The 18700-nt window shown below is 68.4% G+C and carries 20 protein-coding genes; 10 read left to right on the plus strand and 10 right to left on the minus strand.

Going from position 1 to position 18700, the window contains the following annotated elements:
- Positions 1–64 precede the first annotated feature (64 nt).
- Entirely contained in the window at positions 65–943 is an 879-nt protein-coding gene (locus HWX07_RS23840; protein ID WP_175878158.1) for an EamA family transporter, read from the plus strand.
- A gap of 45 nt (positions 944–988) precedes the next feature.
- Here HWX07_RS23840 and HWX07_RS23845 read toward each other — a convergent pair whose 3' ends face one another.
- Both HWX07_RS23845 and tsaE read right to left on the minus strand, forming a co-directional pair.
- Complete coding sequence (locus HWX07_RS23845) at positions 989–2515, minus strand: N-acetylmuramoyl-L-alanine amidase (RefSeq protein WP_124702175.1); 1527 nt, start codon at positions 2513–2515, stop codon at positions 989–991.
- Entirely contained in the window at positions 2497–3048 is a 552-nt protein-coding gene (gene tsaE / locus HWX07_RS23850; RefSeq protein ID WP_034174436.1) for a tRNA (adenosine(37)-N6)-threonylcarbamoyltransferase complex ATPase subunit type 1 TsaE, read from the minus strand. The genes HWX07_RS23845 and tsaE overlap by 19 nt, the downstream gene beginning before the upstream one ends.
- 17 nt (positions 3049–3065) lie before the next feature.
- Between tsaE and queG the strand changes: the two genes are divergently transcribed.
- The 3 genes from queG to xerD all read left to right on the plus strand — a co-directional run bounded on the left by queG (position 3066) and on the right by xerD (position 5786).
- Positions 3066–4301, plus strand: a complete 1236-nt coding sequence (queG, locus tag HWX07_RS23855; protein WP_175877890.1) for a tRNA epoxyqueuosine(34) reductase QueG — start codon at positions 3066–3068, stop codon at positions 4299–4301.
- A gap of 64 nt (positions 4302–4365) precedes the next feature.
- On the plus strand, positions 4366–4833 hold the full coding sequence (locus tag HWX07_RS23860) for a methylated-DNA--[protein]-cysteine S-methyltransferase (protein WP_012329099.1): 468 nt from the start codon (positions 4366–4368) through the stop codon (positions 4831–4833).
- A 2-nt stretch (positions 4834–4835) separates the two neighbouring features.
- Positions 4836–5786 carry a site-specific tyrosine recombinase XerD gene (gene xerD / locus HWX07_RS23865; protein WP_175877891.1) on the plus strand — a complete coding sequence of 317 codons (951 nt, stop codon included), beginning with the start codon at positions 4836–4838 and terminating at the stop codon, positions 5784–5786.
- Between the two features lie 75 nt (positions 5787–5861).
- Here xerD and HWX07_RS23870 read toward each other — a convergent pair whose 3' ends face one another.
- Positions 5862–7424, minus strand: a complete 1563-nt coding sequence (locus tag HWX07_RS23870; RefSeq protein ID WP_175877892.1) for an AMP-binding protein — start codon at positions 7422–7424, stop codon at positions 5862–5864.
- Between the two features lie 235 nt (positions 7425–7659).
- On the opposite strand from HWX07_RS23870, the gene ybaK reads away from it, so the two are divergent.
- Together ybaK and plsY are read left to right on the plus strand one after the other, a co-directional pair.
- Positions 7660–8151 carry a Cys-tRNA(Pro) deacylase gene (gene ybaK / locus HWX07_RS23875; RefSeq protein ID WP_175877893.1) on the plus strand — a complete coding sequence of 164 codons (492 nt, stop codon included), beginning with the start codon at positions 7660–7662 and terminating at the stop codon, positions 8149–8151.
- Positions 8152–8267: 116 nt separating this feature from the next.
- On the plus strand, positions 8268–8909 hold the full coding sequence (gene plsY / locus HWX07_RS23880) for a glycerol-3-phosphate 1-O-acyltransferase PlsY (RefSeq protein WP_175877894.1): 642 nt from the start codon (positions 8268–8270) through the stop codon (positions 8907–8909).
- A gap of 78 nt (positions 8910–8987) precedes the next feature.
- On the opposite strand, the gene HWX07_RS23885 is transcribed toward plsY, so the two are convergent.
- Positions 8988–9473: a YajQ family cyclic di-GMP-binding protein gene (locus HWX07_RS23885; RefSeq protein ID WP_006478013.1), complete on the minus strand. Its 486-nt coding sequence runs from the start codon at positions 9471–9473 to the stop codon at positions 8988–8990.
- A 139-nt stretch (positions 9474–9612) separates the two neighbouring features.
- Between HWX07_RS23885 and murB the strand changes: the two genes are divergently transcribed.
- Positions 9613–10662, plus strand: coding sequence for a UDP-N-acetylmuramate dehydrogenase (gene murB, locus HWX07_RS23890; RefSeq protein ID WP_175877895.1), 1050 nt, complete (start codon positions 9613–9615; stop codon positions 10660–10662).
- Between the two features lie 87 nt (positions 10663–10749).
- Here the strand turns inward: murB and argF are convergent, their stop codons facing one another.
- Positions 10750–11679 carry an ornithine carbamoyltransferase gene (gene argF / locus HWX07_RS23895; protein WP_006482207.1) on the minus strand — a complete coding sequence of 310 codons (930 nt, stop codon included), beginning with the start codon at positions 11677–11679 and terminating at the stop codon, positions 10750–10752.
- A 412-nt stretch (positions 11680–12091) separates the two neighbouring features.
- Between argF and HWX07_RS23900 the strand changes: the two genes are divergently transcribed.
- Positions 12092–12412, plus strand: a complete 321-nt coding sequence (locus HWX07_RS23900; protein WP_011546046.1) for a DUF3579 domain-containing protein — start codon at positions 12092–12094, stop codon at positions 12410–12412.
- Between the two features lie 159 nt (positions 12413–12571).
- On the opposite strand, the gene rpsT is transcribed toward HWX07_RS23900, so the two are convergent.
- Positions 12572–12844, minus strand: coding sequence for a 30S ribosomal protein S20 (gene rpsT / locus HWX07_RS23905; protein ID WP_006482211.1), 273 nt, complete (start codon positions 12842–12844; stop codon positions 12572–12574).
- A gap of 305 nt (positions 12845–13149) precedes the next feature.
- Here rpsT and murJ point away from each other — a divergent pair, with 305 nt between their 5' ends.
- Positions 13150–14700 carry a murein biosynthesis integral membrane protein MurJ gene (gene murJ, locus HWX07_RS23910; protein ID WP_027812763.1) on the plus strand — a complete coding sequence of 517 codons (1551 nt, stop codon included), beginning with the start codon at positions 13150–13152 and terminating at the stop codon, positions 14698–14700.
- An 8-nt stretch (positions 14701–14708) separates the two neighbouring features.
- Positions 14709–15551, plus strand: coding sequence for a SirB1 family protein (locus HWX07_RS23915; protein WP_175877896.1), 843 nt, complete (start codon positions 14709–14711; stop codon positions 15549–15551).
- 147 nt (positions 15552–15698) lie between these two features.
- Here HWX07_RS23915 and adk read toward each other — a convergent pair whose 3' ends face one another.
- The 4 genes from adk to lpxK all read right to left on the minus strand — a co-directional run bounded on the left by adk (position 15699) and on the right by lpxK (position 18692).
- On the minus strand, positions 15699–16361 hold the full coding sequence (gene adk / locus HWX07_RS23920) for an adenylate kinase (protein ID WP_006482212.1): 663 nt from the start codon (positions 16359–16361) through the stop codon (positions 15699–15701).
- 208 nt (positions 16362–16569) lie between these two features.
- Positions 16570–17361: a 3-deoxy-manno-octulosonate cytidylyltransferase gene (kdsB, locus tag HWX07_RS23925; RefSeq protein ID WP_175877897.1), complete on the minus strand. Its 792-nt coding sequence runs from the start codon at positions 17359–17361 to the stop codon at positions 16570–16572.
- 127 nt (positions 17362–17488) lie between these two features.
- Positions 17489–17683 (minus strand): Trm112 family protein, encoded by a 195-nt coding sequence (locus HWX07_RS23930; protein WP_006482216.1) that lies wholly within the window; start codon positions 17681–17683, stop codon positions 17489–17491.
- Entirely contained in the window at positions 17664–18692 is a 1029-nt protein-coding gene (gene lpxK, locus HWX07_RS23935) for a tetraacyldisaccharide 4'-kinase (protein ID WP_175877898.1), read from the minus strand. Before lpxK ends, HWX07_RS23930 begins: the two co-directional genes overlap by 20 nt.
- Positions 18693–18700: the final 8 nt, after the last annotated feature.

Genomic DNA, 18700 nt, shown 5'->3' on the forward strand with positions numbered 1-18700 from the left:
CGGCGAAACCCGGTAGACTGACCGGCTTCATACCGACAATCCGACAATCGAGGAGACGCCGATGATGGCCCCGAAGGACTTGCTGCTCGCGCTGGTCGTGATCCTCGCATGGGGCGTGAACTTCGTCGTGATCAAGGTCGGCCTGCACGGCATGCCGCCGATGCTGCTCGGCGCGCTGCGCTTCACGCTCGCGGCCGTGCCCGCGGTGTTCTTCGTGCGCCGGCCGCGGATTTCCTGGCGGCTGCTGGTGCTGTACGGCGCGACGATCCAGCTCGGCCAGTTCGTGTTCCTGTTCACCGGCATGTACGTCGGCATGCCGGCCGGCCTCGCGTCGCTCGTGCTGCAGTCGCAGGCGTTCTTCACGCTGGTGTTCGCGATGCTGTTCCTCGGCGAGCGGCTGCGCGTGCAGAACCTGGTCGGGCTCGCGATCGCCGCGGGCGGGCTCGTCGTGATCGCCGCGCAGGGCGGCCGCGCGATGACGCTCGCGGGCTTCCTGCTGACGATCTGCTCGGCCGCGATGTGGGCCGTCGGCAATATCGTCACGAAGAAGGTCGGCAAGGCGAACCTCGTGTCGCTCGTCGTGTGGGCAAGCCTCGTGCCGCCCGTGCCGTTCTTCCTGCTGTCGCTGTGGTTCGAAGGGCCGCAGCGGATCGCGACCGCGCTCGCCGGGCTGAACGGCGCGTCGATCTTCGCGGTCGTCTATCTGGCGTTCGTCGCGACGCTGCTCGGCTACGGGCTGTGGAGCCGCCTGCTGTCGCGCTACCCGGCCGCGCAGGTCGCGCAATTCTCGCTGCTGGTGCCGATCATCGGGCTCGCGTCGTCGGCGCTGCTGCTCGACGAGCATCTGACGCAATCGCAGCTGATCGGCGCCGCGCTCGTGATGGGCGGGCTCGCGGTGAACGTGTTCGGCGGGAAACTGCTGAGCCGCTTCGCGGCGTCGTGACGCGCCGGCACGCGCTGCGTGCCGGCGGCTGGGGAGTAATGGCGCTCAGGCCATCCGGCTCTTCGCGAGCGGCGGATTCGCGGCGAAATAACGCTTGATGCCGCGGAAGATCGCATCGGCCATCTCGTCGCGATAGCTGTCGTCGTTGAGCCGGCGCTCTTCGTCCGGGTTGCTGATGAACGCGGTCTCGACGAGGATCGACGGAATGTCGGGCGCCTTCAGCACCGCGAACCCGGCCTGCTCCACCGAGCCCTTGTGCAGCTTGTTGATGCCGCCCACTTCCTTCAGCACGTAGTTGCCGTAGCGCAGCGAGTCGCGGATCTGCGCGGTCGTCGACATGTCGAACAGCGCGCGGTTCACCGCCGCGTCCGCCGTCTTGATGTTGATGCCGCCGATCAGGTCCGACGAATTTTCCTTGTTCGCCATCCAGCGCGCCGCGGCGCTCGTCGCGCCGTGGTCGGACAGCGCGAACACCGACGAGCCGCGCGCGGACGGCGTCGTGAACGCATCCGCGTGGATCGACACGAAGAGATCCGCGCCGACGCGGCGCGCCTTCTGCACGCGCACGTTCAGCGGCACGAAGAAATCGGCGTCGCGCGTCATCATCGCGCGCATGTTCGGTGCGGCGTCGATCTTCGCGCGCAGCTTCTTCGCGATGTCGAGCGCGATGTGCTTCTCGTACGTGCCGCCGCCGCCGATCGCGCCCGGGTCCTCGCCGCCGTGGCCGGGGTCGATCGCGACCGTCAGCAGGCGCACGGTGCCGCCCTTGCCGGATTTCGGCGCGGTGAACTTGTAGGTGTCGTCGCCGTCGTCGCTGTCGTCGCGGCGCGCGATGACGGGCGGCGGCTTGACGGCCGGCTTCGCGGGCGTCGACGGCGTGCCGGCGGCCGGCGGCGCGTGCGGCGTGGCCGGCGTGTTCTGCGCGAAACGCTGGAAGAACGCGTCGCTGTTGTCGCCCGCGCCGGGCGGCGGGGTGCCCGGGCCGGACAGCGTGGACGGCGGCTGCATCTGCTGCGCGCGCGCGGTGTCGTTGAGCGCCTGTTCCTTGCGTTCCGTCTGCGCGATCAGGTCCGACAGCGGATCGGGCGCGACGGCCGGATACAGGTCGAACACGAGCCGGTACTTGTAGGTGCCGACGGGCGGCAGCGTGAACACCTGCGGCTTCACCGAGCCTTTCAGGTCGAACACCATCCGCACGACGTGCGGCTGATACTGGCCGACGCGCACCGACTGGATCTGCGGATCGTTCGGCGCGATCTTCGATACGAGGTCGCGCAGCGCCTGGTCGAGGTCGAGGCCGCTCAGATCGACGACGAGACGGTCGGGACCCTGCAGCAGCTGTTGGCTATTCTGCAGCGGCTGGTCGGATTCGATCGTGACGCGCGTGTAATCGCGTGCGGGCCACACGCGCACGCCGAGCACCGACGACGCGTGCGCGAGCCGCGGCGCGACGAGACCGAGCACCAGCGTCGACGCCCCCGCGCGCAGGATCTGACGGCGCCGCCAGTTGTGCGTCGCGGTGGCCGCCGATTCGATCGAGCGGAACGGTTTGATCAACATCTTTCGAGACATGCCTTTCCTGAAGCGCTGTACGCCCGGACGGTGAGGGCACGGCCGTCGCCATCCACGTCGAGCGAGAAAACCAGATCGGGCACGCCGAGCAGGGCGCCCGCCTGTTGCGGCCATTCGACGAGGCAAATCGCGGTGGAATTGAAATATTCGCGAAAGCCTGCGTCGGACCATTCGGCCGGATCGTTGAATCGATACAGATCGAAGTGATAGACCTCGAGTTCCCCATCGCTGCGTTCGAGCGCGTAAGGCTCGACGAGCGTATAGGTCGGGCTGCGCACGCGCCCCTGGTGGCCGAGGCCGCGCAGGATCGCGCGCACGAGGGTCGTCTTGCCCGCGCCGAGATCGCCGACCAGCTGGATCTGCAGCCCGTCGAACGCATGGGCGCGGTCGAGCTCGAGGCGCGCCGCGTCGAGTGCGTGCGCGAAGCGGGTGCCGAAGGCCTCGGTTGCCGCTTCGTCGGCGAGCGCGACCACGCGCTCCGCGAGCGGGGCGGGCAACGTGGCATGAGGCGGTTGGCTGGACGTGGCTGGCATTCTCGTAAAATAGTGCGATGAACCGACTACCGGAACGCGCTGCATCCGACAGGCCTTCGACTCATGGCGAAGGCGCGGCGCCGTGCGCGCTCGACGATGCGGCGTTGACTGCGCTCGCCGCGCGCATCAGGGCGTGGGGGCGCGAATTGGGTTTCGGCGCGATCGGCATCAGCGATACCGATCTCTCGGATGCCGAAGCGGGCCTCGCCGCCTGGCTGGAAGCCGGCTACCACGGCGAAATGGATTATATGGCGAAACATGGGATGAAACGCGCGCGGCCGGCCGAACTTGTGGCCGGTACGCGACGCGTGATCTCCGTGCGGCTCGCCTATTTGCCGGCCCACACGCTCGCGGCCGACGCGGCCGGCGGCGAGCCGGGCGCGCTCGTGCCGCACGACTGGCGCGCGCGCGAACGGGCGCGGCTCGACGATCCGCAGGCGGCCGTCGTGTCGATCTATGCACGCGGCCGCGACTATCACAAGGTATTGCGCCACCGGCTGCAGACGCTCGCGGAGCGCATCGAGCACGAGATCGGCGGGTTCGGCTACCGCGTGTTCACCGATTCGGCGCCCGTGCTCGAGGTCGAGCTCGCGCAGAAGGCCGGGGTCGGCTGGCGCGGCAAGCACACGCTGCTGCTGCAGCGCGATGCCGGCTCGCTGTTCTTTCTCGGCGAGATCTACGTCGACCTGCCGCTGCCGACCGACGCGCACACGTCGCCCGACACCGCGCCCGAGACGCCCGGCGCGCACTGCGGCAGCTGCACCCGCTGCATCGATGCGTGCCCGACCGGTGCGATCGTCGAGCCGTACCGTGTCGATGCGCGCCGCTGCATCTCGTACCTGACGATCGAACTGAAAGGCAGCATCCCCGAGCCGCTGCGGCCGATGATCGGCAATCGCGTGTACGGCTGCGACGACTGCCAGCTCGTGTGCCCGTGGAACAAGTTCGCGCAGGCCGCGCCCGTCGCCGATTTCGACGTGCGGCACGGCCTCGACCGGGCGACGCTCGTCGAGCTGTTCGCGTGGGACGCGGAGGCATTCGACACGCGGATGCAGGGCAGCGCGATCCGGCGCATCGGCTACGAAAGCTGGCTGCGCAATCTCGCGGTCGGGCTCGGCAATGCACTGCGCGCCGGCGCGGACCGGCTCGCGCCGCCCGCGCGCGATGCGATCGTCGCCGCGCTGCGCGCCCGGGCCGACGATCCGTCGCCGGTCGTGCGCGAGCATGTCGAATGGGCGCTGCGGGCCGCATGAAGGCGGCGTAAAGTGTCGTCGGCGCGCGCGTAGGGCCGCGCGCATCCCCGGTCAGGAGAATTCAATGTTCAACGCAGTCATCGACGCGCCGTTCGGCAAGGTTGGCATCCGCACGGATGCCGCGGTGGTGCGCGAGATCGTCTATCTGCCCGAATCGATGAAGTCGGTCGATCCGGATTCGGCGCTCGCGAAGCGCGCCGTGAAGCAGATCGAACGTTATTTCGAGCGCGCGTCCGCACGCTTCGACCTGCCGCTCGCCGACGTCGGCAGCGCATTCCAGCACCGGGTGTGGGACGTGATCAGCGATATCCCGCCCGGGACGGTGCTGACCTACGGCCAGGTCGCGAAGCGGATCGGCAGCGCGCCGCGCGCGGTCGGCCAGGCGTGCGGCGCGAACTATTTCCCGCTCGTGATTCCGTGCCATCGCGTCGTCGCGGCGGGTGGTCTCGGCGGATTCGCGAACCACGACGACAACGGCTATTACCAGCAAGTGAAGCGCTGGCTGCTGACGCACGAGGGCGTGCCGTACTGATGATGAGCGAACCTTTGACGACCCCCGAAGCCGGCCCCGACGCCGTCGCGGCATCGCCCGCGCTGCTCGCGAGCCGCGCGTCGATCGACGTGTTCTGCGATGCGCTGTGGCTCGAGCACGGGCTCGCGCGCAACACGCTCGATGCGTATCGGCGCGACCTGGCGCTGTTTTCCCAATGGCTGGCCGCGACGCACGACGCGCCGCTCGACTCGGCCGACGAGGCGATGGTGACGGGCTATATCGCCGCGCGCAGCGACGGCAAGGCGACGTCGTCGAACCGGCGCCTGTCCGTGTTCCGCCGCTATTACGGCTGGGCCGTGCGCGAGCATCGCGCGAGCGCCGACCCCACGCTGCGGATCACGTCCGCGAAACAGGGGGCCCGGTTCCCGTCGACGCTGTCCGAGGCGCAGGTCGAGGCGCTGCTCGGCGCGCCCGACATCGGCACGCCGCTCGGCCTGCGCGATCGCACGATGCTCGAGCTGATGTACGCGAGCGGGCTGCGCGTGAGCGAGCTCGTGACGCTGAAGACGGTCGAGGTCGGCCTCAACGAAGGCGTCGTGCGCGTGATGGGCAAGGGCTCGAAGGAGCGGCTCGTGCCGTTCGGTGAAGTCGCGCACGGCTGGATCGAACGCTACCTGCGCGACGCGCGGCCGGCGCTGCTCGGCGCACGCGCGGCCGATGCGCTGTTCGTGACCGCCCGCGGCGACGGGATGACGCGTCAGCAGTTCTGGAACATCATCAAGCGTCACGCGCAGCACGCCGACGTGCGCGCGCACCTGTCGCCGCACACGTTGCGGCACGCGTTCGCGACGCACCTGCTGAACCACGGCGCCGACTTGCGCGTCGTGCAGTTGCTGCTCGGCCACAGCGACATCTCGACCACGCAGATCTATACGCACGTCGCGCGTGAGCGGCTCAGGACGCTGCACGCGCAGCACCACCCGCGCGGCTGACGCGCGACGCGGGCATGCGGTGCGGCGTGGCGTGGTGGGGCGCCGGTGCGGGTTCCCCCGCGTAGGGCGGCCGCGTCAGACCAGTTCGCGCAGCCGGTGCTTGAGCACCTTGCCGGTCGACGCGGCCGGCAGCGCATCGAGCACGCGGATGTGCGCGGGGCGTTTGTAAGCGGTGAGCCGGTCCGCGCACCATGCGTGCAAGGCCGCCTCGTCCGCCGCCGCGCCCGGCACCAGCTCGACGAACGCGAGCACTTCCTCGTTGCCGTCGATCGCGCGGCCGATCACGGCCGCCTGCACGACGTCCGGATGCGCGTTCAGCACCTGCTCGACCTCGACCGGATACACGTTGAAGCCCGAGCGGATGATCAGCTCCTTGCTACGGCCCGCGATCGTCACCGCGCCGTCCGCTTCCTGCCGCGCGAGATCGCCGGTGCTCAGCCAGCCATCGGCCGACATGGCCGCGCGCGTCGCGTCCGCGTTGCGGTAGTAGCCGAGCATCACGTTCGGCCCGCGCACGCGGATCTCGCCGACTTCGCCCGGCGGCACGTCGCTGCCGTCCGGCGCGACGATCCGTACGTCGACGCCCGGAATCGGCACGCCGACCGAACTGTCCTTGCGCGGCGCGTCGAGCGGCGTCTGCGTGATCGTCGGGCTGCTTTCGGTCATCCCGTAGCCGTTGTGCAGCGGCACGCCGTACACGTGCTCGACACGGGCCTTCAGGTTCGCATCGAGCGGCGAGCCGCCCGAATACGCGAAGCGCAGCCGCGGCGCGCGCCACGCATGGCCGTGCGTGTGCAGGTGCTCGAGCAGCTTCGCATGCATCGCGGGCACGCCCTGGAAGATCGTCACGCCTTCTTCGGCGAGCGCGACCCGGACGGCTTCCGGCGAGAAGCGCGGCGCGAGCCGCAGCGTCGCGCCCGCATACAGGCTGCCGAGGCATACCGACGCGAGGCCGTACACGTGCGACACGGGCAGCACCGTGTAGACGACGTCGTCCGGCGACACGCGGCGCAGCGCGCTCGACGTCGCCGCGATGAACAGCAGGTTGCGGTGCGACAGCATCACGCCTTTCGGTGTGCCGGTCGTACCGGTGGTGTAGATCAGCGCCGCGCATTGTGCGGCGCTGCCGGTGGCCACCGGCTCGGCGGGCGCGCTCGCGTCGACGTGATACGACCATGCGCCGATGTCGACCGGCAGCGCCGCGGCCGGCGTGGCACCGAGCCGCTCGGCATGGGCGCGCGCGTCGGGCGATACGTCGGTCGTGAACGCGATCAGCTTCGGGCGCGCATGCGCGGCGATCGCGTCGAGCTCGGCGGCCGACAGCCGCGCGTTCGACACGAGCGCCCACGCGTCGAGGCGGGCGGCGGCGAACAGCAGCACGATCTGCGCGACGCAGTTTTCGGCGACGATCATCACGCGGTCGCCGCCTTGTACGCCGAGACTCGCCAGCCGCGCGGCCGCCGCGTCGACGGCCCGCGCCAGCTCGCCGTACGACAGGCGGCGCGCATCCTCGATCAGCGCCGGCTGCGCGGGCGATTGCGCGGCCCGGTGCGCGGGCACGTCGGCGATGCGGCGCGGCAGCGCGGCGAGCAGCGCATCGACGTCGAGCGATTCGGATGAACGGACGGGCGAGGACATGGCGTCTCCAGATGAAGGGCCGGCGGCGGCCGACGATATTTGCGAACGATCGTGCCATGGCGAGACGCGCGCCACAATCAGCCAATCGGGCAATAGCGCTTCACGATGTCTGCAATGATGATGGGTGCAATCGTGACGGCGACGCGGCGGGCCGGCGGAAAACGGGCCGCGAGTATACCGTCGGCGCGGGCTCGCCACTGCGCGCCCGGCGATCGTTCGCCATTAAAATGCCGCCATGAGCAAATCCAGACACGTGTCCGAAACCCCTGCGACCCAGCTGCTGCGCCGTCATGGCGTCGCATTCGGCGAGCATCCGTACGACTACGTCGAGCACGGCGGCACCGGCGAATCGGCGCGCCAGCTCGGCGTCGACGAGCACAGCGTCGTGAAGACGCTCGTGATGGAAGACGAGCACGCGAAGCCGCTGATCGTGCTGATGCACGGCGACCGCACCGTGTCGACGAAGAATCTCGCGCGGCAGATCGGCGCGAAGCGCGTCGAGCCGTGCAAGCCCGAGGTCGCGAACCGCCATTCGGGCTATCTCGTCGGCGGCACGTCGCCGTTCGGCACGCGCAAGACGATGCCCGTCTACGTCGAGGCGACGATCCTCGCATTGCCGACGATCTACCTGAACGGCGGCCGGCGCGGCTACCTCGTCAGCCTCGCGCCGGCGGTGCTCACGTCGCTGCTCGGCGCGCAGCCGGTGCAGTGCGCGAGCGTCGACTGAGGGTTTCACCTTCGTGGCACCCCGCGCCCGTTCGGTAGAATGGGCGCCGTTTCGGCCTGCCGGCTTGCCGCGCACGGCCGTCCCTTTCCCGATACGTTGAAAGAAGAGTCCTCCGCATGCAGATCCTGCTCGCCGCCCTCGTTGCCTACCTGATCGGTTCGGTGTCGTTCGCCGTCGTCGTCAGCTCCGTGATGGGCCTGGCCGACCCGCGCTCGTACGGGTCGAAGAACCCCGGCGCGACCAACGTGCTGCGCAGCGGCAACAAGAAGGCCGCGATCCTGACGCTCGTCGGCGACGCGTTCAAGGGCTGGATCGCCGTCTGGCTCGCCCGGCACTTCGGCCTGCCCGACGTCGCGATCGCGTGGGTCGCGATCGCCGTGTTCCTCGGCCATCTGTACCCGGTGTTCTTCCGCTTCCAGGGCGGCAAGGGCGTCGCGACCGCGGCCGGCGTGCTGCTCGCCGTGCACCCGGTGCTCGGGCTCGCGACCGCGCTGACCTGGCTGATCGTCGCATTCTTCTTCCGCTATTCGTCGCTTGCAGCGCTGGTGGCGGCCGTGTTCGCGCCGGTGTTCGACGTGTTCCTGTTCGGCACACCGGGCCATAACCCGGTCGCCTGGGCCGTGCTCGCGATGAGCGTGCTGCTCGTGTGGCGTCACCGCGGCAACATTTCGAAGCTGCTCGCGGGGCAGGAGAGCCGGATCGGCGACAAGAAGAAGGCGGCCGCGGACGGCGGCGCGCAGGACGGCGGGAAAGCCTGAGAAACGCGGCGCCGGCCGCGCGCCGGGCGCGCCGCGTGGGCGGGGCCCGGCCGGATGACGCGACGGGCCGGCGGCCGGTCAGTCGCGGAAGTTGTTGAAGTCGAGCGGCGTGTCGGTCACGTCCTTGCGCAGCATCGCGATCGTGCTCTGCAGGTCGTCACGCTTCGTGCCCGAGATGCGCACCGCGTCGCCCTGGATGCTTGCCTGCACCTTGATCTTGCTGTCCTTCACGAGGCGCACGATTTTCTTCGCGAGGTCGCCCGTCACACCCTTCTTCACGGTGACGACCTGCTTGACCTTGTCGCCGCCGATCTTCTCGACCTTGCCGTAGTCGAGGAAGCGCACGTCGACGTTGCGCTTGGCCAGCTTGCCGATCAGCACGTCCTTGACCTGGCCGAGCTTGAAATCGTCGTCGGCGAACAGCGTCAGCTCGCGTTCCTTCTGCTCGACGCGTGCGTCGGAGCCCTTGAAGTCGAAGCGCGTCGAAATTTCCTTGTTCGACTGCTCGATGGCGTTCTTCACTTCGATCATGTTCGCTTCGGAAACGACGTCGAACGATGGCATGGCATTCTCCCTTGAGATGCGGGCGCCCGGCTCGCGCGCGGGCACTCGCTATAATTGCGGACTATTTGCCATTTTACCGATGCCCCTCCGTTTGCCCAAGGCCGGCCATGCGCCGCGCCTCGGGCCGACGTGACCGCGAATGCCGATGCCTCCTGACGATTCCGCCCTGTCGCTGCTTCCCGACCATCCGCTCGCCGTGCACAACACGTTCGGCATCGCCGCGCGCGCGCGCTTCGCCGCGCGCATCACGCAGGCGGCGCAGTTCGAGGCGCTGCATCGCGACCCGCGGGTCGCGAACCTGCCGCAACTCGTGCTCGGCGGCGGCAGCAATATCGTGTTCACGCGCGATTTCGACGGCGTCGTGCTGCTCGACGAGATCGCGGGCCGCCGCATCCTGCGCGAGGACGACGACGCGTGGTACGTCGAGGCCGGCGGCGGCGAGAACTGGCACGCGTTCGTCGCGTGGACGCTCGAGCACGGGATGCCGGGCCTCGAGAATCTCGCGCTGATCCCGGGCACCGTCGGCGCCGCGCCGATCCAGAACATCGGCGCGTACGGCCTCGAGATGAAGGCGTATTTCGATTCGCTGGTCGCGGTCGAGCTGGCGACGGGGCGCCGCGAGCGCTTCGACGCCGCGCGCTGCGCGTTCGGTTACCGCGACAGTTTCTTCAAGCGGGAAGGGCGCGGCCGGTTCGCGATCGTCGCGGTGACGTTCCGGCTGCCGAAGCAATGGACGCCTCGGCTCGGCTACGCGGACGTCACACGCGAGCTCGACGCGCGCGGCATCACGCCCGATGCGGCAACGCCGCGCGACGTGTTCGAGGCGGTCGTCGCGATCCGCCGCGCGAAGCTGCCCGATCCGCTGGTACTCGGCAACGCGGGCAGTTTCTTCAAGAATCCGGTGATCGACGCCGCGCAATTCGATGCGCTGCGCGCCCGCGCGCCGGAGGTCGTGTCGTATCCGCAGCCGGACGGGCAGGTGAAGCTCGCGGCCGGCTGGCTGATCGACCGCTGCGGCTGGAAGGGGCGCGCGCTCGGTGCGGCGGCCGTGCACGACCGCCAGGCGCTCGTGCTCGTCAATCGCGGCGGCGCGACGGGCGCCGACGTGCTGGCGCTGGCGCGGGCGATCCAGGCCGACGTGCGCGCGCGGTTCGGCGTCGAGCTGGAGGCGGAGCCGGTCTGCCTGTAACGCAATGCGCGCCGGTTTTGGCGCACTCAAACGAAAAGCGCCGATCATCGACCGGCGCTTTTTTACGTGTGTGCGTTGGGCGGCGCGTCAGTGCTTGAGGCGACCGAGCAGCAGGAACTCCATCAGCGCCTTCTGCACGTGCAGGCGGTTTTCCGCTTCGTCCCACACGACGCTCTGCGGGCCGTCGATCACGCCGGCCGTCACTTCCTCGCCGCGGTGCGCGGGCAGGCAGTGCATGAAGAGGGCATCCGGATTCGCGTGGCCCATCATTTCCTCGTCGACGCACCAGTCGGCGAACGCCTGCTTGCGCGCCTCGTTCTCGGCTTCGAAGCCCATGCTCGTCCATACGTCGGTCGTCACGAGATCGGCTCCCTTGCACGCTTCGTTCGGATCGTCGAACACCTCGTAGAACGGCGCGCTGTCGGGCGACACGAGCTTCATGTCGAGCGCATAGCCGGGCGGCGTCGACAGGCGCAGCTTGAAGCCGAGGATCTGCGCGGCCTCGATCCACGTGTAGAGCATGTTGTTCGCGTCGCCGACCCACGCGACGGTCTTGCCGGCGATCGGGCCGCGGTGCTCGTAGTACGTGAAGATGTCGGCGAGCACCTGGCACGGGTGGTATTCGTTCGTCAGCCCGTTGATCACCGGCACGCGGGAATTCTGCGCGAAGCGCGTGATCACGTCCTGCTCGAACGTGCGGATCATGATGATGTCGACCATTCGCGAGATGACCTGCGCGGAATCCTCGACGGGCTCGCCGCGGCCGAGCTGCGTGTCGCGCGTGCTCATGAACACGGCGTGGCCGCCGAGCTGGAAGATCCCGGCCTCGAACGACAGGCGCGTGCGCGTCGAGCTCTTCTCGAAGATCATCGCGAGCGTGCGGTCGTGCAGCGGGTGATAGGTTTCGTAGTTCTTGAACTTGCGCTTCAGGATACCCGTGCGTTCGAGCACGTACTCGTAGTCTTCCAGCGAGAAATCCTTGAACTGCAGGTAGTGACGAATGGTTTTGGCGGTCATGAAACGAAATACGGCGGGTCTCACCCGGCCGCGAGGCCGGACGGCGCCGCCGTCGGGTGTGGATAACTCAAAGCAGCATAAAGGATTTTCTGTGCTTTGACGAGCCGTGGAGCGACGCGGGGCAGGATCGCCGCGCCCGATCCACGGTGCGGGAAGACGGCCGTCGGGACGACGCGCGATGGCGCGCTGCGGTATAATTCGAAAGTTTTCTCCAGCCCGGCAGGCAAGGCTTTTCGCGCTCTGCCGGACACAAGCCGTGCGCTGCACACATCCGGTGCAGTCCACCGGCGGCGCGCATCGACGCCCCGTTTTCGGGATATCGATCGGCTCGTGCCGCCGCCTCTCCAGCTTTGTGTTCGCGTATCCAGGCGCCGTTGCCTGGACATCGCCGGGCCGTCACTTGGGTAACCACATGGCTGAAACCCCTCCGACCGAATTTTTCATCCAGGGCATCACGAAAGACGGGAAAAAGTTTCGCCCGAGCGATTGGTCGGAACGTCTGGCCGGTGTGATGGCCTGTTTCGGGCCGGGGGCGAGCGGGCCGAATGCGCGTCTCAAGTATTCGCTGTACGTGCGCCCGACGATGCTCGGCGACCTCAAATGCGTGATCCTCGATTCGCGGTTGCGCGACATCGAGCCGATGGCTTTCGATTTCGTGCTGAATTTCGCGAAGGACAACAACCTCGTCGTGACCGAGGCGTGCGAATTGCCGGACTACAACACGAAGAAGTGAGTGATGCCGAAGGGCGAGGGCGCGGGTTGCGCCCGCCCGCCAGGCAAGTACTGCCGCCGCGCACTATGCGCAGGCGGCAGGCGACAAAAAAGCCCGCCTAGGCGGGCTTTTTCGTGATCGCAGGAAACAGGAGCGCCCGCCTGAGCGGGCGCACCGGAGTTACGCTGCTGCCTGCAGGCCCTTGACGGCTGCGGCCAGGCGGCTCTTGCTGCGAGCGGCCTTGTTCTTGTGAACGATCTTCTTGTCGGCGATCGTGTCGATCGTCTTCACGGCAGCCTTGAACAGCTCGGCAGCCTTTGCCTGGTCGCCGGCTTCAACAGCCTTGCGAACCGACTTGATCGCGGTACGGAATTTCGAGCGCAGCGCCGAGTTGTGCGAGTTTGCCTTCGCGGCCTGGCGGGCGCGCTTGCGTGCTTGTGCGGAGTTAGCCATGACGGTTCCTTATCCTGTCCTGTTTCCAGAGCTTGGAGCCTGACGGCCAAGCGCTGCTTTTCGATCCGTCCCCTGAGAACGATTGCCCAGGGGCGCATAAAAAAACGGTGATTTTAACCGAGGCCGGGACATGAAAACGGCAGTTGCCGTGCATGTACGAGCCCAGAAACAGGCGATTATAGCAACAAAATCAAGCGAGTGGCAAGTTCAACGTGATGCCGGCCGGATAGGGCCGTCGGCGGCCAATGCGCTTTTCGGCATCGGCCGGTGGCCGGGTCGCCCAACGCCCGTATAATAAGCGCCCCATGAATCTATTCCGAGCCCTTCTGACGGTCAGCGGCTTCACGCTGCTGTCGCGCGTGACCGGACTGGCCCGCGAGACGCTGATCGCCCGTGCGTTCGGCGCCAGTCAATACACCGACGCGTTCTACGTCGCCTTCCGTATCCCGAACCTGCTGCGCCGCCTGTCCGCCGAAGGCGCGTTCTCGCAGGCGTTCGTGCCGATCCTCGCCGAGTTCAAGAACCAGCAGGGGCACGATGCGACGAAGGCGCTCGTCGACGCGATGTCCACCGTGCTCGCGTGGGCGCTGGCCGTGCTGTCGGTCGTCGGGATCGCCGGTGCGTCGTGGGTCGTGTTCGCGGTCGCGTCCGGCCTGCACAGCGACGGCCAGGCGTTTCCGCTCGCGGTCACGATGACGCGGATCATGTTCCCGTACATCGTGTTCATTTCGCTGACCACGCTCGCGTCGGGCGTGCTGAACACGTACAAGAGCTTTTCGCTGCCCGCGTTCGCGCCGGTGCTGCTCAACGTCGCATTCATCGCCGCGGCCGTGTTCGTCGCGCCGCACCTGAAGGTGCCGGTCTACGCGCTCGCGTGGGCGGTCATCGTCGGCGGCGTGCTGCAGTTTCTCGTGCAGTTGCCGGGACTGAAGAAGATCGACATGGTGCCGCTGATCGGCCTGAACCCGCTGCGCGCGCTGCGTCATCCGGGCGTGAAGCGCGTGCTCGCGAAAATGGTGCCGGCGACGTTCGCGGTGTCCGTCGCGCAATTGTCGCTGATCATCAACACCAACATCGCGTCGCGGCTCGGGCAGGGCGCCGTGTCGTGGATCAATTACGCCGACCGCCTGATGGAGTTCCCGACGGCGCTGCTCGGCGTCGCGCTCGGCACGATCCTGCTGCCGAGCCTGTCGAAGGCGCACGTCGACGCCGATTCGCACGAATATTCGGCGCTGCTCGACTGGGGCCTGCGCGTCACGTTCCTGCTCGCGGCGCCGAGCGCGCTCGCGCTGTTCTTCTTCGCGACGCCGCTCACCGCGACGCTGTTCAACTACGGCAGGTTCGACGCGCATACCGTCACGATGGTCGCGCGCGCGCTCGCGACCTACGGGATCGGCCTCGTCGGCATCATCCTGATCAAGATCCTCGCGCCGGGCTTCTATGCGAAGCAGGACATCAAGACGCCGGTGAAGATCGCGATCGGCGTGCTGATCGTCACACAGCTGTCGAACTACGTGTTCGTGCCGCTGATCGGCCACGCGGGCCTCACGCTGAGCATCGGCGTCGGCGCGTGCCTGAATTCGCTGCTGCTGTTCCTCGGGCTGCGCAAGCGCGGCATCTACCAGCCGTCGCCGGGCTGGCTGCGCTTCTTCGTGCAGCTCGTCGGCGCGGCGCTCGTGCTCGCGGGCCTGATGCACTGGTGCGCGATCAGTTTCGACTGGACCGGCATGCGCGCGCAGCCGCTCGATCGCATTGCGCTGATGGCTGCGTGCCTCGTGCTGTTTGCTGCACTATATTTCGGTATGTTGTGGGTGATGGGCTTCAAATACGCTTACTTCAGAAGGCGCGCCAAGTGACGACCGCAATGACCCGCGTCCTCGACTACTTCAGCACGCTCGTGGCGGACGACGACAGTCTGCCCGTCACGGAAGCCGCGCTGTCGCTGGCGCAGGACGCGTATCCCGACCTCGACCTGCAGGGCACGCTGGCCGAACTCGACATGCTGGCGGCGCGGCTGCGCCGGCGGCTCGCCGACGATACGGACCTGAAGGGCCGCGTCGCCGCGCTGAACGACTTCTTCTTTCGCGAGCTGGGCTTCGCGTGCAATCACAACGATTACTACGACCCCGATAACAGCCACCTGAACGCCGTGCTGAAACGGCGGCGCGGGATCCCGATCTCGCTGTCGGTGCTGTACCTGGAGCTCGCCGAGCAGATCGGCGTGCCGGCGCGCGGCGTATCGTTCCCCGGGCATTTCCTGCTGCGCGTGACGCTGCCGGATGGCGACCTGATCATCGATCCGACCAACGGCCATTCGCTGTCCGAAGCCGAGATGGTCGAGATGCTCGAGCCGTACGTCGCGCGGGCGGCGGGAGCGGTCGACAGCGCGTTGCGCGCGCTGCTGCAGCCCGCGACGAACCGCGAGATCATCGCGCGGATGCTGCGCAACCTGAAGACGATCTATCTGCAGACGGAGCGCTGGCAGCGGCTGCTCGCGGTGCAGCAGCGGCTCGTGATCCTGCTGCCCGAGCAGCTCGACGAGGTGCGCGACCGCGGCTTCGCGTATGCGCGGCTCGACTACCTGCGCCCCGCGCTCGAGGATCTCGAGCAGTATCTCGGCGAGCGGCCCGAGGCGGAAGACGCGACCGTCGTCGAGTCGCAGGTCAGCGAATTGCGGCAACGGATGCAGCGCGACGGCGAGGATTGAGCCGCCTGCGCGCTGCTTTTTGTACATGGAAAAAACGCCCGCATCGCGGGCGTTTTTCTTGCGCGCGTGCCGCAGGGTCGTGCAAATCGCGACAGGCGAAAAAAAAGCCGCCCGGTCCGGGCGGCTTGCGGGTGCGCGACGCGCTGCTTACTTCAGTGCGTCGAACGCGCGTTCGCGGATTTCGTCGACGGTGCCAAGGCCCGAGATCTTGCGATACTGCGGCGCCTTCAGACCGTTTTCCTCGCCGCGCTGCGCCCAGTCGCCGTAGTACGTGATCAGCGGCTTGGTCTGCGCTTCGTACACTTCGAGACGCTTTTTGACCGTTTCTTCCTTGTCGTCGTCGCGCTGGATCAGCGGTTCGCCCGTCACGTCGTCGTGACCTTCGACCTTCGGCGGGTTGAACTTGACGTGGTACGTGCGACCCGATGCAGGGTGCGTGCGGCGGCCGCTCATGCGCTCGATGATTTCCGAGAACGGGACGTCGATCTCGAGCACGTAGTCGATCGCGACGCCGGCTTCCTTCATTGCGTCGGCCTGCGCGATCGTGCGCGGGAAGCCGTCGAACAGATAGCCGTTCGCGCAGTCGGATTCCTTCAGGCGCTCCTTGACGAGGCCGATGATCAGCGCGTCCGGCACGAGTTTGCCGGCATCCATGTAACCCTTCGCCTCGACGCCGAGCGGCGTGCCGGCCTTGACGGCCGCGCGCAGCATGTCGCCCGTCGAGATTTGCGGAATGCCGAATTTTTCCTTGATGAAGTTTGCCTGGGTGCCCTTTCCCGCGCCGGGCGCGCCCAACAGGATCAAACGCATGGTGATATCTCCAAGTATGTAGATTCGTGTGGCGAGACACAAAGGCGTCGGCGACAGCGGGCGCGGGGCTCGCCCGGCGCGTGGCGGACCGGTCTGATGCGGCGCGTCGGCCAAGGCGACGCGCGGCTGCCGGCAGGGCCACGGGCGGGGTCAAGCGAGGACGCGCTGGTCGCGGACGGCTCGCACAATCGCCTGATTATGCCACGGGTTATTTTGAACCCGGCTGAAAAAGGGCCTGCACGCGTGCGAGATCGGCCGGCGTGTCGATGCCGGCTTCGGGCGCGGATTCGGTGATCAGCACTGCGATGCGCTCGCCGTGCCACAGCGCACGCAGCTGTTCGAGCTGCTCGGCCTGTTCGATCGGCGCCTGCGCGAGCGACGGATAGGTGCGCAGGAAACGCGCGCGATACGCATAGAGGCCGATGTGCCGATAGACGGGGAAAGCCGGTGCAGGCATGGCCGCGACGTTCGGCCAGTGCGGCTGGTACGCGTCGCGGCTCCACGGAATCGGCGCGCGCGAGAAGTACAGCGCGACGCTCTGCGCGTCGAGCGCGACCTTCACGACGTTCGGATTGAACACGTCGGCCGCGTCGTGGATCGGGTGAGCGGCGGTCGCGATCGCACACGCCGGATGCGCGGCCAGGTGCGACGCTACGTCGCGCACGAGCACGGGGTCGATCAGCGGCTCGTCGCCCTGCACGTTGACGACGACGGTGTCGTCGCGCCAGCCGAAGGCCGCCGCGACTTCCGCGAGCCGGTCGGTGCCGGACGGATGATCGGCGCGCGTGAGCACCGCTTCGAAGCCGTGATCGCGCGCCGCGTCGAGCACGCTCTGCGCGTCGGAAGCGACGAGCACCTGCTGCGCGCCCGCTTCGCGCGCGCGCTCGGCGACACGCACGACCATCGGCTTGCCGCCGAGATCGGCGAGCGGCTTGTTCGGGAGCCGCGTCGACGCGAGCCGGGCGGGAATGACGGCGATGAAGGGGGGCGGGTGAGTCATCGGGGGAGCGCTGGGAAGAACGGGGCGGGCGACGCCGGAAGCCGGTCGCCCGGCGGAGTGCGGCGGCCCGGCCGGGGCCGGGCCGTCACGGTGTCGAATCGGGGCGCCGGGCGAGCGGCGCGGCGGTTCAGCGGCCGGCCGGATCGACCGGCGTGCCTTCGACGGTCTGGCGCGCTTCGTCGACCAGCATCACGGGGATGCCGTCGCGGATCGGGTACGCGAGCTTGTCCGCGTTGCAGATCAGCTCCTGCGCGGCACGGTCGTAGTGGAGCGGGCCTTTGCAGATAGGGCACACAATGATTTCAAGCAGGCGAGCGTCCACGGAGTTTCTCCACAACGAGGGCAATGAGGCGAGGGTCGAGCGCGGCTTCGACGGGGACCACCCACAGTCGGGCGTCGCGCCAGGAAGCGCCCAATTTTACTGCATCCTTCTCGGTGATCAGGATCGCATCGACGGCATCGTCGACGAATGGATTGTCGGCGAACGCGTAATGGTCGGGCAGCGCGCGGGTGGCCGGCGCGAGACCGGCCGCGCGCAGTGTCGCGAAGAAGCGTTCCGGCGCGCCGATGCCGGCCGCGGCGAGCACGCGCTCGTGCGCGAATTGCGACAGCGGGCGGCGCAGCGCGGGCTGGTCGAGGTGCCACGCGGCGCCCGGCGTCAGCGCGAGCGCGTAGGTGTCGGGCCACGGCGGCAGCGCGCCGCTGTACGGATCGTTGACGAGCGTCGCGTCGCGGTGCCGCGACAGCGGCTCGCGCAGCGGGCCGGCCGGCAGCAGGAAGCCGTTGCCGCCGAGCCGGTGGTCGAATACGACCAGCTCGACGGTGCGCGCGAGGCGGTAGTGCTGCAGGCCGTCGTCGCTGACGATCACGTCGACGTCCGGATGCGCGGCGCGCAGCGCCTGCGCGGCCGCGACGCGGTCGGGGCACACCCACACGGGCGCGCCGGTGCGGCGCGCGATCAGCAGCGGTTCGTCGCCGGCCGCGCCCGCGCGCGACGCCGGCGTGACGGCGGTCGGCGCCTTCACGTTCGCGCCGTAGCCGCGCGACACGACGCCGGGCGTGAAGCCGGCGGCGCGCAGCGCGTCGACGAGCGCGATCACGGTCGGCGTCTTGCCGGTGCCGCCGACGGTCACGTTGCCGACCACGACCACCGGCACGCCGACGTCGACCGGCTGCTTCCAGCCCCGGGCGTAAGCGGTGCGCCGCAGCGCCGCGCACAGGCCGAACACGCAGGCGAACGGCGTCAGCGCCCACGCGAGCGCGCCGCGCCGCTGCCATTCGCGTGTCAGGCGCGCTTCGAGTCGCGCGAGCGGGCCGCCGGGCGCGCTCATCGGGCCGG

Origin of the sequence: Burkholderia sp. BCC0097 (assembly GCF_902832985.1) — a bacterium.
Taxonomy (GTDB): Bacteria; Pseudomonadota; Gammaproteobacteria; order Burkholderiales; family Burkholderiaceae; genus Burkholderia; species Burkholderia orbicola.